The organism is Mycobacterium sp. 48b, assembly GCF_048282725.1.
Taxonomy (GTDB): Bacteria; Actinomycetota; Actinomycetes; order Mycobacteriales; family Mycobacteriaceae; genus Mycobacterium.
In genome coordinates this window covers 488847-503814 of record NZ_JBLVUL010000001.1, presented here as the reverse complement: position 1 = coordinate 503814, position 14968 = coordinate 488847, and the positions used below count along the sequence as shown (strand labels likewise).

Sequence of the window (14968 nt, the reverse complement as noted above, 5' to 3'; positions counted from 1 at the left end):
TAACTAAGACTCAGCCAAGCAGAACGACGACGCGTCGCGACGGCTCCACGCCCTCGCTCTCACTGCGGACACCATCGACCGCGGCCACCGCGTCATGAACGATCTTCCGCTCGAACGGCGTCATCGGAGCCAGCTCTTCACGCTCACCCGACTCCAGCACACGCCGGGCCACCTTGTCGCCCAATGCCGCGAGCTCATCGCGGCGACGGCGACGCCACCGCGCGATGTCCAGCATCAGCCGGCTGCGCTCACCGGTCTTCTGGTGCACGGCCAGCCGGGTCAGCTCCTGGAGTGCGTCGAGCACCTCTCCCTTGCGCCCGACCAGCTTGCTCAGATCGCCGCCGCCGTCGATGCTCACGACCGCGCGGTCCCCCTCGACATCGAGGTCGATGTCGCCGTCGAAGTCCAGCAGGTCGAGCAGCTCCTCGAGGTAGTCGCCGGCGATCTCGCCTTCCGCGACCAGTCGCTCCTCCAGGTCGTCCTCGCTCTTCGGCGCGGACTGGGTGTCCTCCTCCAGCTCTGCGCCGGGCTCGGTCGTCTGTGCGTCCGTCATATCGGTCTTCTCCCTACTTGTAGCCAGTGTGAGAACTGGTCACCGTTTCCGCTTCTTGGGGCGTGCACCGGGCTTGGGCGTGCGGCTCACGCTCGGCCCTCCCGATCCACCTGCCGTATCGCTCTGAGCCTCGCCCTGCGTCGTATCCGCGTCCGGTTGCGCGCCTGCCGCCTCACCGGTCCCGGCCGGGCTCGCAGCGTCGCTCTTACGGGCCTTGTTGGGCTTCGCGCCCGGGGCGGGGGCATTCGCAGAGCGGCGTTCCAGCGCCTCGGCCTTCTTGGCCTCTTCTTCCTTCTCGATCATCCCGAACACGTAGTGCTGCTGACCGTAGGTCCAGATGTTGTTGGACAGCCAGTAGATGATCACGGCCAGTGGCAGGAACGGTCCACCGACGACCACGCCGAGCGGGAACACGTAGAGCGCGAGCTTGTTCATCATCGCGGTCTGCGGGTTGGAGGCAGCCTCCACACTCTGGCGCGCCACCGAGGCACGGCTGTTGAAGTGCGTCGCGATGCCGGCCAGGATCATGATCGGCACGCCGACCGCGACCACGGCGATCCGGTTGAATTCCGTGAACGCCTCGAGCCCGTGCTGCTGGATCATCGTCGCGCCGAGCGGAGCACCGAACAGGTTCGCGTCGAGGAAGTGACCCACGTCGGTCGCGCTGAAGACGTAGTTGGCCAGGCTGCGGTTCTCCTCCACCGACAACCCCAGCCGGCCGATGCCGGTCTGCGTCCGGTTGAAGGACATCAGCACGTGGTACAGGCCGAGGAACACCGGCACCTGCGCCAGCATCGGCAGACAGCCGAGGATCGGGTTGAACCCGTGCTCGCGCTGCAGCTTCTGCATCTCCAGCGCCATCCGCTGGCGGTCCTTGCCGTACTTCTTCTGCAGCGCCTTGATCTGTGGCTGCAGTTCCTGCATCTGCCGCGTGGTGCGGATCTGCTTGACGAAGGGCTTGTAGAGGATCGCGCGCAGGGTGAACACCAGGAACATCACCGACAGCGCCCAGGCGAAGAAGTTCTCGGGGCCGAGCAGGAAGGCGAACGCCTTGTACCAAACCCACATGATCGCCGACACCGGGTAATAGATGATGTCCAGGCTGAACCAATTAAACACGCGACTTGCTCTCCCCTCGCTTCGCTGGGGTCTCCCAGACAAGGTTTTCGGCGGCTATATCGCCAGACACGGTCTCATCGGACGTGAAGGACTCGTGATCGTGTGGGCACCGGTCCGGGATGGGGTCCCATCCCCCTGGATGCCATGGCCCGCATTTCAGCAGTCGGATCAATGTCAGCCACCCACCGCGGAACATGCCGTATTCGGTGAGGGCGTCGACCGCGTACTGACTGCAGGTCGGCATGAACCGGCACGACGGCAGTCGAAGCGGAGAGATGGTGTGACGGTAGAGCTGAATCAGGAAGATCGCACCGCGGGCAGCACCGGCACCCGCCCTGCGGATCATGGGGACGTCCTGCGCCGCGCCTCGAGGCGCTCCAGCGCGCGCTGCAACTGCTGCTCCAGCTTCGACGACGGCGCTTCACTGCTGCCCGCCCGAGCCCGGATCACCACCCGATCGGTGGCATCCAATTGCGGTATCACTGTCCTGGCGACATGACGCAGCCGCCGGGACACGCGGTGGCGTTCCACGGCGTTACCGACGGCTTTGGACACGATGAGACCGACCCGCGGGCCGGTAGCGTCCGTCCCCTCGTGTAGCGCGTGTACGACAACGTCAGGTTGGACCGCACGCACGCCACGACTGACGGTGGCACTGAACTCCGCGGACCGCCTCATCCGGTATCGAGCCGGAAGCACCGCGCTAGATCCTGCGTCGAATCACGCAGTAAGTGCGCGACGGCCCTTGCTACGACGGTTGGCGACGATTGCGCGGCCGGCGCGAGTGCGCATCCGCAGCCGGAACCCATGCACGCGCGCACGGCGGCGGTTGTTGGGCTGGAAGGTCCGCTTGCCCTTGGCCACGTCAATCTCTCCTTGTTCCATTTGGCACCCGCGCTCGCCGACGACAAAATGTCGTCGAGAACACGGTTACCGTGCAAGCTCGGTTTAAGCTCGTCCGTCGTGCTTTACTAACCGGCGCGTTCTCCGGAACTTCCCGGGCGCAGCCGTATCGCCACGTGCGGGCGACTGCTCGAGGGTACTGATGAGATTTCCCTCGGTCAAACCTGCGCCGAACCGCCCAGATCGTCGGCATTCGATGTTGCAGAACTGTTGGCACATCGAGAGAAAACTGTTAGCTTCTGGCAATGCCGTTCCGAGCCTGGACCGGCTCCGGACAATAAAATGAGGACGTCGCTCCGCGGTGCAGCTTCACAAGATGTGACGAACCCGGCCCCGACGCTCTCACAACAGACAACAGAGCGACGACGACTGTCCTTTCTCCACAAGCTGTGGATAAATATGTGGACAGTTCGTCATCGTTCTTTTTGGTCGTCACCGGGTCGACCTCGATGCACCTCAAAGGGGGAAACGGTCGTTGACAGCGGACCCCGACCCACCATTCGTCGCCGTCTGGAACAGCGTCGTAGCCGAACTCAACGGTGACCGCGATGCCGAGTCCGGTCCCGCGGGTGATTCAGCCGCACCCCAACTGACCCCCCAGCAAAGGGCCTGGCTCAAGCTGGTGGAGCCACTCGTGATCGCCGAGGGGTTTGCTCTGCTCTCGGTTCCCACCACGTTCGTCCAGAACGAGATCGAACGCCACCTCCGCGAGCCCATCATCAACGCGCTCAGTCGCAAACTGGGGCAGCGCGTGGAACTCGGTGTGCGTATCGCCACTCCGTCCGAGGAACCCGCCGACTCCCCCGCCGACGCGCCGGACTCCGGTGCCGAGCCGGCATCGGACACCTCTTCGGCCGAGCCGGCCGCCGACACCGACGAGATCGACGACGACCGCGCCGCCAAGGTCAGTGCCGAGGAGAGTTGGCCGACCTACTTCAGCAGCCCGCAGCGGGACTCGACGGTCAGTGACGACAACGCGGTCAATCTCAACCGGCGCTACACCTTCGACACCTTCGTCATCGGTGCGTCCAACCGCTTCGCCCACGCCGCGACCCTCGCCATCGCCGAGGCGCCCGCCCGGGCCTACAACCCGTTGTTCATCTGGGGTGAATCCGGCCTCGGCAAGACGCATCTGCTGCACGCGGCCGGAAACTATGCGCAGCGTCTCTTCCCCGGCATGCGCGTGAAGTACGTCTCCACAGAGGAATTCACCAACGACTTCATCAACTCGCTCCGCGACGACCGCAAGGCGTCGTTCAAGCGCAGTTACCGCGACATCGACATCCTGCTCGTCGACGACATCCAGTTCATCGAGGGCAAGGAAGGTATCCAGGAAGAGTTCTTCCACACCTTCAACACCCTGCACAACGCCAACAAGCAGATCGTCATCTCCTCGGACCGGCCGCCCAAGCAGCTGGCCACCCTCGAGGACCGGCTGCGCACTCGCTTCGAGTGGGGACTGATCACCGATGTCCAGCCGCCCGAACTCGAGACGCGCATCGCGATCCTGCGTAAGAAGGCGCAGATGGATCGTCTGGACGTGCCCGACGACGTGCTCGAGCTCATCGCCAGCAGCATCGAACGCAACATCCGCGAGCTCGAAGGTGCGCTGATCCGTGTCACCGCCTTCGCCTCGCTGAACAAGACCCGGATCGACAAGTCGCTGGCCGAGGTCGTGTTGCGCGATCTCATCGCCGACGCCACGACCATGCAGATCAGTACGGCCGCGATCATGGCGGCCACGGCCGAGTACTTCGAGACCACCGTCGAGGAGCTGCGCGGTCCCGGCAAGACCCGGGCGCTGGCTCAGTCCCGGCAGATCGCCATGTATCTGTGCCGGGAGCTCACCGATCTGTCCCTGCCCAAGATCGGCCAGGCATTCGGTCGTGATCACACCACGGTCATGTACGCGGAGAAGAAGATCCGCGGCGAGATGGCCGAGCGACGTGAGGTTTTCGACCACGTGAAGGAACTCACCACACGGATCCGTCAGCGCGCCAAGCGCTGAACCACTCCGAAACCCCGCGCTGAATCCCCCGCCGCCCCGTCGAGATGACTTCGGACGGGGGTTTGATGCTGCCGTGATGGGGTATCCGCCGTCTCACATCGTGGTCACCCTGGACCCGTTCGGCGAAAAATCTTGTAACAACTTTCGCCCCGCGAGTCATCAGATGTCACAGGTGACCGCTGTGGATACTGCTGTGCACAACCTGCGGGCAAACCACGGGATGAATGACAAAATCATCCACACGATGTCATTTGTCCACACTCGGCGGCCGGTCCGTCCACCGGTCTCCACAGCGCACTCACATTGCGACACACCTAAGGTGCAGGGCAAACACCCGTTCATCCCCAGTTTTCACAGGCCCTAATACTGTTACTCAAATATCTTCTAAGAATTCTTTCTAGAAGAAGGGTGTTGGGGACACCGGGCGGACCTCCCGTCCGACCGGGCTCGAGGAGCAGGGATGTCACCCCGATCGATTAGCTTTCAAGTTGATGCGGAAAGCTCTACGGTGGTTCATCGACAGCGGTTTCCAGCTTTGTCATTCAGCGTCATGCTGTGTGGTGCGGTTTCGGGAAGACGCTGGTAGAGCTCGTTATGGGGATCATCGAAGGGGCGCATAGCACGTGGCGACGACGACGGCTGGGCTGACCGACTTGAAGTTCCGCGTGGTGCGTGAGGACTTCGCGGACGCGGTGGCCTGGGTGGCCCGCAATCTGCCGACCCGGCCCACCATCCCGGTGCTGGCCGGCGTCCTGCTGACCGGCACCGATGACGGCCTGACCATCTCGGGCTTCGACTACGAAGTTTCCGCCGAGGTGCGTGTCAGTGCCGAAATCGCTTCTCCGGGAAGCGTTTTGGTGTCGGGACGGTTGCTGTCCGACATCACCAAGGCGCTGCCCGCCAAGCCGGTCGAACTCAGCGTCGAGGGCACCCGGGTCGCGCTGACCTGTGGCAGCGCCCGGTTCTCGCTGCCGACCCTGGCGGTCGAGGACTACCCCGCGCTGCCGACCCTGCCGGAAGAGACCGGCGTGGTGTCCTCGGATCTGTTCGCGGAGGCCATCGGCCAGGTCGCCGTCGCGGCGGGCCGCGATGACACCCTGCCCATGCTGACCGGCATCCGGGTCGAGATCTCCGGTGAATCAGTGGTTTTGGCGGCGACCGACCGTTTCCGTCTCGCCGTTCGTGAGCTGACCTGGGAAACCAGCGCCACCGACGTCGAAGCGGCGGTGCTGGTGCCGGCGAAGACGCTGGCCGAGGCGGCCAAGGCGGGCACCGACGGCAATCAGGTGCATCTGTCGCTGGGCTCCGGCGCGTCGGTCGGCAAGGACGGCCTGCTCGGGATTCGCAGTAACGGCAAGCGCAGCACCACCCGCCTGCTCGACGCCGAGTTCCCGAAGTTCCGTCAGCTGCTGCCTGCCGAGCACACTGCAGTGGCCACCATCGGGGTCGCCGAGCTCACCGAAGCCATCAAGCGTGTGGCGCTGGTGGCCGACCGGGGTGCCCAGATCCGCATGGAATTCGGTGACGACGTGCTGCGGTTGTCGGCAGGCGCCGACGACGTCGGCCGGGCCGAGGAAGATCTTCCGGTCGAGTTCGCCGGGGACCCGCTGACCATCGCGTTCAACCCGACCTACCTGACCGATGGTTTGAGTTCGCTGCATTCCGAGCGCGTTACTTTCGGTTTCACCACGCCGAGTCGTCCCGCCGTGTTGCGGCCGACCGACGAGGATGGTGGTACCGGTGGTGGTTCGGGTCCGTTCCCGGCCGCCAAGACCGATTACGTCTATCTGTTGATGCCGGTACGCCTTCCCGGCTGACCGGCCCGGGCTAGAGAGGGCGCACATGCAACTGGGGTTAGTCGGCCTGGGCAAGATGGGCTTCAACATGCGCGAGCGCCTGCGCACCGGGGGCCATGAGGTTGTGGGTTACGACCCTCGGCCCGAGGTGAGTGACGTGGCGAGCCTGGAGGATCTTGCCGGGGCGCTCGAGGCGCCGCGGGTCGTCTGGGTGATGGTGCCGTCCGGAACGGTGACGCACGAGACCATCGGCGAGCTCGCCGACGTGCTGGGTCCCGGTGATCTGGTCATCGACGGTGGGAACTCCCGCTACACCGAAGACGGTCCGCACGCAAAGTTGTTGGGCGACAAGGGAATCAATTTCATCGATGCCGGGGTATCAGGCGGTGTCTGGGGTCTGCACGAGGGTTACGGGCTGATGGTCGGTGGCAGTGACGCCGACGTGGCTCGAGCCATGCCGATCTTCGACACGTTGCGTCCCGAGGGTGACGTGGCCGACGGATTCGTCCACGCCGGCCCGGTGGGCGCGGGTCACTACGCCAAGATGGTGCACAACGGCATCGAATACGGCCTGATGCACGCCTATGCAGAGGGGTATGAACTGCTGGCGGCCGAGGAACTGATCACCGACCCGCAGGCGGTGATCCAGGCCTGGACCAACGGCACGGTGGTGCGGTCGTGGCTGCAGCAGCTGCTGGCCAAGGCACTCAAGGAGGATCCGGGTTTCTCCGCGATCAGCGGGTACACCGAGGATTCCGGTGAAGGCCGCTGGACCGTCGAGGAGGCGATCAGCCACCGGGTTCCGATGCCGGTGATCGCGGCGTCGCTGTTCGCCCGGTTCGCCTCGAGGCAAGAGGACTCCCCCACCATGAAAGCGGTGTCGGCCCTGCGCAACCAGTTCGGTGGGCACGCTGTGCACCGGATCAGTGAGTCCGGTTAGGCGCCCTTCCGATGTATGTCCGTCACCTGGGACTGACCGACTACCGGTCCTGGGCACATGTCGAGCTCGAGCTCGAGCCCGGGCGCACGGTATTCGTCGGATCGAACGGCTTCGGCAAGACGAATCTCGTTGAGGCGCTGTGGTATTGCGCCACGCTGGGGTCTCACCGGGTGGCTTCGGACGCACCTCTGATCCGGGCGGGCGCGTCGCGCGCGATCGTCTCGAGCATCGTGGTCAACGAAGGACGCGAACTCGCGGTCGACCTCGAGATCACCAGTGGCCGGGCCAACAAGGCGAGGCTGAACCGGTCGCCGGTACGTTCGCCGCGCGAAATCCTCGGAGTCCTGCGGGCGGTGTTGTTCAGCCCGGAGGACCTGGCGTTGGTCCGGGGCGATCCCGGCGAGCGGCGACGCTACCTCGATGAGTTGGCCACCACCCGCCGGCCCGCCATCGCCGGGGTCCGCGCCGACTATGACAAGGTCGTGCGCCAGCGCACCGCGTTGCTGAAAACCGCTGCCGGAGCACGTTATCGGGGTGATCGCAGCGTTCTGGACACCCTCGATGTGTGGGACGGGCACCTGGCTGCCCACGGCGCGGCGCTGATCGCGGCGCGCATTGCGCTGGTCGAGCAGCTGCATCCGGAGGTACAGAAGGCCTACCAGTTGTTGGCGCCGTCGAGCCGGCCCGCGGCCATCCGGTATCGCAGCAGCGTGGAGGCCATCGAGAACGCTCCCGGCCCGGAATCCGTGGAGTTCTACGAGGCGGCTCTGTTGGACGGACTGGCCCGGCGGCGCGACGCGGAGTTGGATCGCGGGGTCTGCCTGGTGGGTCCGCATCGCGACGATCTCGAGCTGTGGCTGGGCGATCAACCCGCCAAAGGTTTTGCCAGTCATGGTGAATCGTGGTCGATGGCGTTGGCTCTGCGGTTGGGTGCCTACGAGTTGCTGCGGTCGGACGGCGTCGACCCGGTGCTGCTGCTGGACGACGTCTTCGCCGAGCTGGACACATCGAGGAGGCAGGCACTGGCTGCCGTGGCCGGTGAGGCCGAACAGGTTCTGGTCACCGCGGCGGTCGGCGAGGATATCCCGCAGGACTGGGCGGTCAACCGCGTCGAGATCAGGATGACCGACGACGACCAGGGACGGATATCGGTGGTGCAGCCATGACGAACAATCCCGGAGAATCCTCCGACCCGACCCCGGCCGTGACGCCCGAAGATCTCACGCGCATGCGCGGGATGGATCTGGTGCGCCGCACCCTCGAGGAGGCTCGAGGCGCGGCCCGCAGCCAGGGCAAGGATGTCGGCCGCGGCCGTAGCGCCCCGGTCCGACGCGTGGCGGGCAATGCCGGCCGGCGCCGGAGTTGGTCGGGCCCTGGGCCCGATGTCCGGGATCCCCAGCCGCTCGGGGCCGCGACCCAGGATCTCGCCAAGGTGCGCGGCTGGTCCTCGAGGGTGGCGGAGGGATCGGTGTTCGGCCGTTGGCGGACAGTGGTCGGCGACCAGATCGCCGACCATGCCAACCCGACCGGCCTGAACGAGGGCGTGTTGACGGTCTCGGCGGAATCCACCGCGTGGGCCACCCAGCTGCGGATGGTGCAGTCCCAGCTGCTGGCCAAGATCGCCGCCGCGGTCGGTGACGGTGTGGTGACCTCGTTGAAGATCGTGGGCCCGGTCGGTCCGTCGTGGCGGAAGGGCCGGTACCACGTGGCGGGCCGCGGGCCCCGCGACACCTACGGCTAGGACTGCGCTGAGAACGCCGAGACGCCCAAAATGGATCTCCTCAAGCGTCCGGAGGCACCAATGGCCGAGAAATTCCGCGCACGGCGCAGTTAGATAGGTGAAAACGCCGCTACAGAGTCAGCCCTGTAGGTGTCGACCGGTAGACTGTGGCGAGATCTGCAGGGCGGTGACGCAACCGCCTCCCGCGAACCCCAAGGAGACGCGTCCGACGTGGCTGCCCAGAAGAAGAATGCTCCAACCGAGTACGGCGCCGATTCGATCAAGGTGCTCGAAGGCTTGGAGGCAGTTCGTAAACGTCCGGGCATGTACATCGGTTCCACCGGTGAGCGGGGTCTGCACCACCTGGTGTGGGAGGTCGTCGACAATGCGGTGGACGAAGCCATGGCCGGCTTCGCCACCAAGGTCGATGTCCGCATTCTCGAGGACGGCGGGGTCCAGGTCACCGACGACGGCCGAGGTATCCCGGTGGCCATGCATGCCACGGGCATCCCGACCGTCGACGTCGTGATGACGGTCCTGCACGCCGGCGGCAAGTTCGAGGAAGGCGCCTATCAGGTGTCCGGCGGCCTGCACGGCGTCGGCGTTTCCGTGGTCAACGCGTTGTCGACCCGGCTCGAGGCCGACATCTACAAAGACGGTTATGAGTGGTTCCAGACCTACGACAACTCGGTGCCGGGAACCCTCAAGCAGGGTGACAAGACAACGAAGACCGGTACCACCATCCGGTTCTGGGCCGACCCGAATGTCTTCGAGACCACGGTGTACGACTTCGAGACCATCGCCCGGCGCCTGCAGGAGATGGCCTTCCTCAACAAGGGCCTGACCATCGAGCTCACCGATGAGCGGGTCACCCAGGCCGAGGTCGTCGACGAGGTGGTCGCCGACACCGCCGCCGCACCGAAAACCGCGGAGGAGACGGCGGCCGAGGCGGCCGCACCCCACAAGGTCAAGCACCGGACCTTCCACTACCCCGGTGGTCTGGTCGATTTCGTCAAGCACATCAACCGCACCAAGACCGCGATCCAGCCCAGCGTCATCGATTTCGACGGTAAGGGCACCGGCCACGAGGTCGAGATCGCGATGCAGTGGAACGCCGGCTACTCCGAGTCGGTGCACACCTTCGCGAACACCATCAACACCCACGAGGGCGGCACCCACGAAGAAGGTTTCCGCTCTGCGCTGACCACCGTGGTGAACAAGTACGCCAAGGACAAGAAGCTGCTCAAGGACAAGGATCCGAACCTCACCGGCGACGATATTCGCGAGGGCTTGGCAGCGGTGATCTCGGTCAAGGTGGCCCAGCCGCAGTTCGAGGGCCAGACCAAGACCAAGCTGGGAAACACAGAGGTCAAGTCGTTCGTCCAGAAGATCTGCAACGAGCAGTTGACCCACTGGTTCGAGGCGAATCCCGCCGAGGCGAAAACTGTTGTGAACAAAGCGGTTTCGTCGGCACAGGCGCGTATCGCCGCACGTAAGGCCCGTGAACTGGTCCGGCGCAAGAGCGCGACCGACATCGGTGGCCTGCCGGGCAAGCTCGCGGACTGCCGCTCGACCGATCCGACCAAGTCCGAACTCTATGTGGTGGAGGGTGATTCGGCCGGTGGCTCGGCCAAGAGTGGCCGGGACTCGATGTTCCAGGCCATCCTGCCGCTGCGCGGCAAGATCATCAACGTCGAGAAGGCCCGCATCGACCGGGTTCTGAAGAACACCGAAGTCCAGGCCATCATCACCGCGCTGGGCACCGGTATCCACGATGAGTTCGACATCAGCAAGCTGCGCTATCACAAGATCGTGTTGATGGCCGACGCCGACGTCGACGGCCAGCACATCTCGACCCTGTTGTTGACCCTGCTGTTCCGCTTCATGAAACCGCTGGTGGAGCACGGCCACATCTTCCTGGCGCAGCCGCCGCTGTACAAGCTCAAGTGGCAGCGGCAGGAACCGGAGTTCGCCTACTCCGACCGCGAGCGCGACGGCCTGCTCGAGGCAGGCAAGGCGGCGGGCAAGCGGATCAATGTCGACGACGGTATCCAGCGTTACAAGGGTCTCGGAGAGATGGACGCCAAGGAACTGTGGGAGACCACCATGGATCCGTCGGTGCGGGTATTGCGTCAGGTGACGCTTGACGACGCGGCCGCGGCCGACGAGCTGTTCTCCATCCTGATGGGTGAAGACGTCGAAGCACGGCGCAGTTTCATCACGCGTAACGCCAAAGATGTTCGGTTCCTGGACGTTTAGGCGTACTACATGCGCGCCACCGTGATTCACGCCGCTTCCAGATGGCCTTTGACCACATCACGCCGAGCCAACGAGCGAGGAACACATGACTGACACCACGTTGCCACCGGGCGACGGAGCCTCTGACCGGATCGAACCGGTAGACATCCAGCAGGAGATGCAGCGCAGCTACATCGATTACGCGATGAGCGTGATCGTGGGCCGTGCGTTGCCGGAGGTCCGCGACGGTCTCAAACCCGTGCACCGCCGCGTGCTCTACGCGATGTACGACTCCGGCTTCCGCCCCGACCGCAGCCATGCGAAATCAGCGCGGTCGGTGGCCGAGACGATGGGTAACTATCACCCACACGGTGACTCGTCGATCTACGACACCTTGGTCCGGATGGCCCAGCCGTGGTCGTTGCGTTACCCATTGGTCGACGGCCAGGGCAACTTCGGCTCGCCGGGTAACGATCCCGCCGCCGCCATGCGTTACACCGAGGCCCGGCTGACGCCGTTGGCCATGGAGATGTTGCGGGAAATCGACGAGGAGACAGTCGAATTCATCCCCAACTACGACGGCCGGGTGCAGGAACCCACGGTGCTGCCCAGCCGGTTCCCCAACCTGCTGGCCAACGGTTCGGGCGGTATCGCCGTCGGCATGGCCACCAACATCCCGCCGCACAACCTGCGGGAGTTGGCCGAGGCGGTGTACTGGTGCCTGGAGAACCACGAGGCCGACGAAGAAGCCACCCTCGCGGCGGTGTGTGAGCGGGTCAAGGGTCCGGACTTCCCCACCTCGGGCTTGATCGTCGGATCCCAGGGCATCCAGGACGCTTACACCACCGGCCGCGGCTCCATCCGGATGCGCGGTGTGGTGGAAATCGAAGAGGACAGCCGTGGCCGCACCGGCATCGTCATCACCGAGCTGCCCTACCAGGTCAACCACGACAACTTCATCACCTCGATCGCCGAGCAGGTGCGCGACGGCAAGCTGGCCGGCATCTCCAACATCGAGGACCAGTCCAGCGACCGCGTCGGTTTGCGAATCGTGGTGGAGCTCAAGCGCGATGCCGTCGCGAAGGTCGTGCTGAACAACCTCTACAAGCACACCCAGCTGCAGACCAGTTTCGGCGCCAACATGCTGTCGATCGTCGACGGGGTGCCACGCACACTGCGCCTGGACCAGATGATCCGGTATTACGTCGCACACCAACTCGACGTCATCGTCCGGCGCACCCGGTACCGGCTGCGCAAGGCGAACGAGCGGGCCCACATCCTGCGCGGACTGGTCAAGGCCCTCGACGCACTCGACGAGGTGATCGCGCTGATCCGGGCGTCGCAGACCGTCGAGATCGCGCGGGCCGGCCTGATCGAGCTGCTCGACATCGACGAGATCCAGGCCCAGGCCATCCTGGACATGCAGCTGCGCCGGTTGGCTGCCCTGGAACGGCAGAAGATCGTCGACGATCTGGCCAAGATCGAAGCCGAGATCGCCGACCTCGAGGACATTCTGGCCAAGCCGGAACGGCAGCGCGCGATCGTCCGCGACGAGCTGGCCGAGATCGTCGAGAAGCACGGTGACGACCGCCGGACCCGCATCATGCCGGCCGACGGCGAGGTCAGCGACGAAGACCTGATCGCCCGCGAGGATGTGGTCGTCACGATCACCGAAACCGGGTATGCCAAGCGCACCAAGACCGACCTCTACCGCAGCCAGAAGCGCGGCGGCAAGGGTGTGCAGGGCGCCGGGCTCAAGCAGGACGACATCGTCAACCACTTCTTCGTCTGCTCGACCCACGACTGGATCCTGTTCTTCACCACGCAGGGCCGCGTCTACCGGGCCAAGGCCTATGAGCTGCCGGAGACCTCACGCACCGCGCGCGGTCAGCACGTCGCGAACCTGCTGGCGTTCCAGCCGGAGGAGCGGATCGCCCAGGTCATCCAGATCAAGAGCTACGAGGACGCGCCGTATCTGGTGCTCGCCACCCGCAACGGGCTGGTGAAGAAGTCCAGGCTGGTCGACTTCGACTCGAACCGTTCCGGCGGCATCGTCGCGATCAACTTGCGTGACGGTGACGAACTGGTCGGTGCGGTGCTGTGCTCGGCCGACGACGACCTCCTGCTGGTCAGCGCCAACGGTCAGTCGATCCGTTTCTCGGCGACCGATGAGGCGCTGCGGCCGATGGGCCGGGCCACCTCGGGTGTGCAGGGCATGCGGTTCAACGAGGATGACCGGCTGTTGTCCCTGAATGTGGTGCAACCGGACACATATCTGCTGGTCGCGACCGCCGGTGGCTACGCCAAGCGGACTGCGATCGAGGAATACTCGGTTCAGGGCCGCGGCGGCAAGGGCATCCTGACGATCCAGTACGACCGCAAACGTGGCAGTCTGGTCGGAGCGTTGATCGTCGATGACGAGACGGAGCTGTACGCCATCACCTCCGGTGGCGGCGTCATCCGGACCGCCGCACGTCAGGTTCGCAAGGCCGGCCGCCAGACCAAGGGTGTCCGCTTGATGAACCTGGGCGACGGCGACACACTGATTGCGGTTGCGCGCAACGCCGAAGAGGACTCGGATCCGGATGGCGAAGAGTCCGACGAGGCGTGACGCTGTCGCCGGGGTTCGCCGCGGACCCCGGCCCGAGCTAAGGAGCTGTTAGGTGAGTTCACCGAGCGAGCCGGGGTACCCGCGAGCGGGCGACCGGCCCGGCAGCTCCAACGGCTCGGGCAACGGGACCGCCGGGGCCGAGAGCGCCTCGTCCACGAGCAAGGCGGGCGGGGGCCAGGCCCGGCCCGCAGGCGGTCAGATCACCGAAACCGGTGAGGTGCCGCCGTGGCAGCGCGGGACAGGGATGACCACCCCGCCGCCGGCCACCGAGTCGCGCGACGACAGTGCCCGCACGCCAGGCTCCCACTCCCCTGGTGTGGAAGCCCGGCTGCAGCGCTTCGTCGCCGGTACGGAGAACCAGGAGACCGAGCAGCAGGCGCGTCCCGCACGTCCGGCGCCCCCAGCCGGGCGCAGCGAGCCGGCGCGGCCCGAGGCCTACGCGAGTGAGATCCCGGACCTGTCCGGGCCGGCGCCGCGTCCGGCGCCGCGCAAGGCGTCCGCCGAGACCCCGGCTGCGAGGTCTTCGAGCAACTCCCCGACCACCCGGATTCAGGTCGGCAACCGTGCTGCACATCAGGGGCCGGTCCGGGCGAGCATGCAGATCCGCCGGGTCGACCCGTGGACTGTGCTGAAGGTCTCACTGGTGCTGTCGGTGGTGCTGTTCTTCGTGTGGATGATCGCGGTGGCGTTCCTCTACCTCGTGCTCGGCGCGATGGGCGTGTGGAGCAAGCTCAACAGCAACGTCGGCGACCTTCTGACCAGCGCCAGCGGCGCCTCAGGAGGCGAATTGGTGTCCAGCGGAACGATCTTCGGCGGGGCGGCGCTCGTCGGCCTGGTGAACATCGTGGTGCTGTGTGCGATGGCGACCATCGGCGCCTTCATCTACAACCTGACCACCGATCTGGTCGGCGGGGTCGAGGTCACGCTGGCCGACAGGGATTGATTTGGGAGTCTGCGCCTCGGTGCGGTAATCTCTGCGCTCGGTCGATCCCAATTTTCGGGCCTATAGCTCAGGCGGTTAGAGCGCTTCGCTGATAACGAAGAGGTCGGAGGTTCGAGTCCTCCTAGGCCCACGACACC

The 14968-nt window shown here is 65.3% G+C and carries 13 protein-coding genes and 1 tRNA gene; 9 read left to right on the top strand and 5 right to left on the bottom strand.

From position 1 onward, the window contains the following. Window positions 1-10: 10 nt before the first annotated feature. The 5 genes from ACNQR1_RS02330 to rpmH are packed head-to-tail and all read right to left on the bottom strand — an operon-like array spanning window position 11 to window position 2536. The gene (locus ACNQR1_RS02330) at window positions 11-553 is read right to left on the bottom strand and encodes a protein jag (RefSeq protein ID WP_055119208.1); all 543 of its coding nucleotides are present in this window, start codon (window positions 551-553) and stop codon (window positions 11-13) included. Between the two features lie 39 nt (window positions 554-592). Beyond that, window positions 593-1621: a membrane protein insertase YidC gene (gene yidC / locus ACNQR1_RS02325; RefSeq protein WP_418050244.1), complete on the bottom strand. Its 1029-nt coding sequence runs from the start codon at window positions 1619-1621 to the stop codon at window positions 593-595. 43 nt (window positions 1622-1664) lie between these two features. Further along, window positions 1665-2018 (bottom strand): membrane protein insertion efficiency factor YidD, encoded by a 354-nt coding sequence (gene yidD, locus ACNQR1_RS02320; RefSeq protein ID WP_418043772.1) that lies wholly within the window; start codon window positions 2016-2018, stop codon window positions 1665-1667. Next, window positions 2015-2371 (bottom strand): ribonuclease P protein component, encoded by a 357-nt coding sequence (gene rnpA, locus ACNQR1_RS02315; protein ID WP_418043771.1) that lies wholly within the window; start codon window positions 2369-2371, stop codon window positions 2015-2017. The genes yidD and rnpA overlap by 4 nt, the downstream gene beginning before the upstream one ends. Window positions 2372-2392: 21 nt before the next feature. Then, the gene (rpmH, locus tag ACNQR1_RS02310; RefSeq protein WP_003898363.1) at window positions 2393-2536 is read right to left on the bottom strand and encodes a 50S ribosomal protein L34; all 144 of its coding nucleotides are present in this window, start codon (window positions 2534-2536) and stop codon (window positions 2393-2395) included. Between the two features lie 514 nt (window positions 2537-3050). Between rpmH and dnaA the strand changes: the two genes are divergently transcribed. The 9 genes from dnaA (at window position 3051) to ACNQR1_RS02265 (ending at window position 14961) form a co-directional block, all read left to right on the top strand. Continuing rightward, window positions 3051-4583 (top strand): chromosomal replication initiator protein DnaA, encoded by a 1533-nt coding sequence (gene dnaA, locus ACNQR1_RS02305; RefSeq protein WP_418043770.1) that lies wholly within the window; start codon window positions 3051-3053, stop codon window positions 4581-4583. Window positions 4584-5206: 623 nt separating this feature from the next. After that, on the top strand, window positions 5207-6400 hold the full coding sequence (gene dnaN, locus ACNQR1_RS02300) for a DNA polymerase III subunit beta (protein ID WP_418043769.1): 1194 nt from the start codon (window positions 5207-5209) through the stop codon (window positions 6398-6400). Window positions 6401-6425: 25 nt separating this feature from the next. Beyond that, window positions 6426-7319 carry a phosphogluconate dehydrogenase (NAD(+)-dependent, decarboxylating) gene (gene gnd, locus ACNQR1_RS02295; RefSeq protein ID WP_044514326.1) on the top strand — a complete coding sequence of 298 codons (894 nt, stop codon included), beginning with the start codon at window positions 6426-6428 and terminating at the stop codon, window positions 7317-7319. Window positions 7320-7330: 11 nt separating this feature from the next. Beyond that, entirely contained in the window at window positions 7331-8485 is a 1155-nt protein-coding gene (recF, locus tag ACNQR1_RS02290) for a DNA replication/repair protein RecF (protein ID WP_418043768.1), read from the top strand. Then, window positions 8482-9060, top strand: coding sequence for a DUF721 family protein (locus tag ACNQR1_RS02285; protein WP_418043767.1), 579 nt, complete (start codon window positions 8482-8484; stop codon window positions 9058-9060). Before recF ends, ACNQR1_RS02285 begins: the two co-directional genes overlap by 4 nt. Before the next feature lie 210 nt (window positions 9061-9270). Next, window positions 9271-11298: a DNA topoisomerase (ATP-hydrolyzing) subunit B gene (gene gyrB, locus ACNQR1_RS02280; protein ID WP_418043766.1), complete on the top strand. Its 2028-nt coding sequence runs from the start codon at window positions 9271-9273 to the stop codon at window positions 11296-11298. Between the two features lie 85 nt (window positions 11299-11383). Beyond that, on the top strand, window positions 11384-13888 hold the full coding sequence (gyrA, locus tag ACNQR1_RS02275; protein ID WP_418043765.1) for a DNA gyrase subunit A: 2505 nt from the start codon (window positions 11384-11386) through the stop codon (window positions 13886-13888). Window positions 13889-13940: 52 nt separating this feature from the next. Further along, a complete protein-coding gene (locus ACNQR1_RS02270; RefSeq protein WP_418043764.1) occupies window positions 13941-14831 on the top strand; it encodes a DUF3566 domain-containing protein in 891 nt (296 codons plus the stop codon). A gap of 56 nt (window positions 14832-14887) precedes the next feature. Next, a tRNA-Ile gene (locus tag ACNQR1_RS02265) sits at window positions 14888-14961 on the top strand. The last annotated feature ends 7 nt before the right edge of the window (window positions 14962-14968 follow it).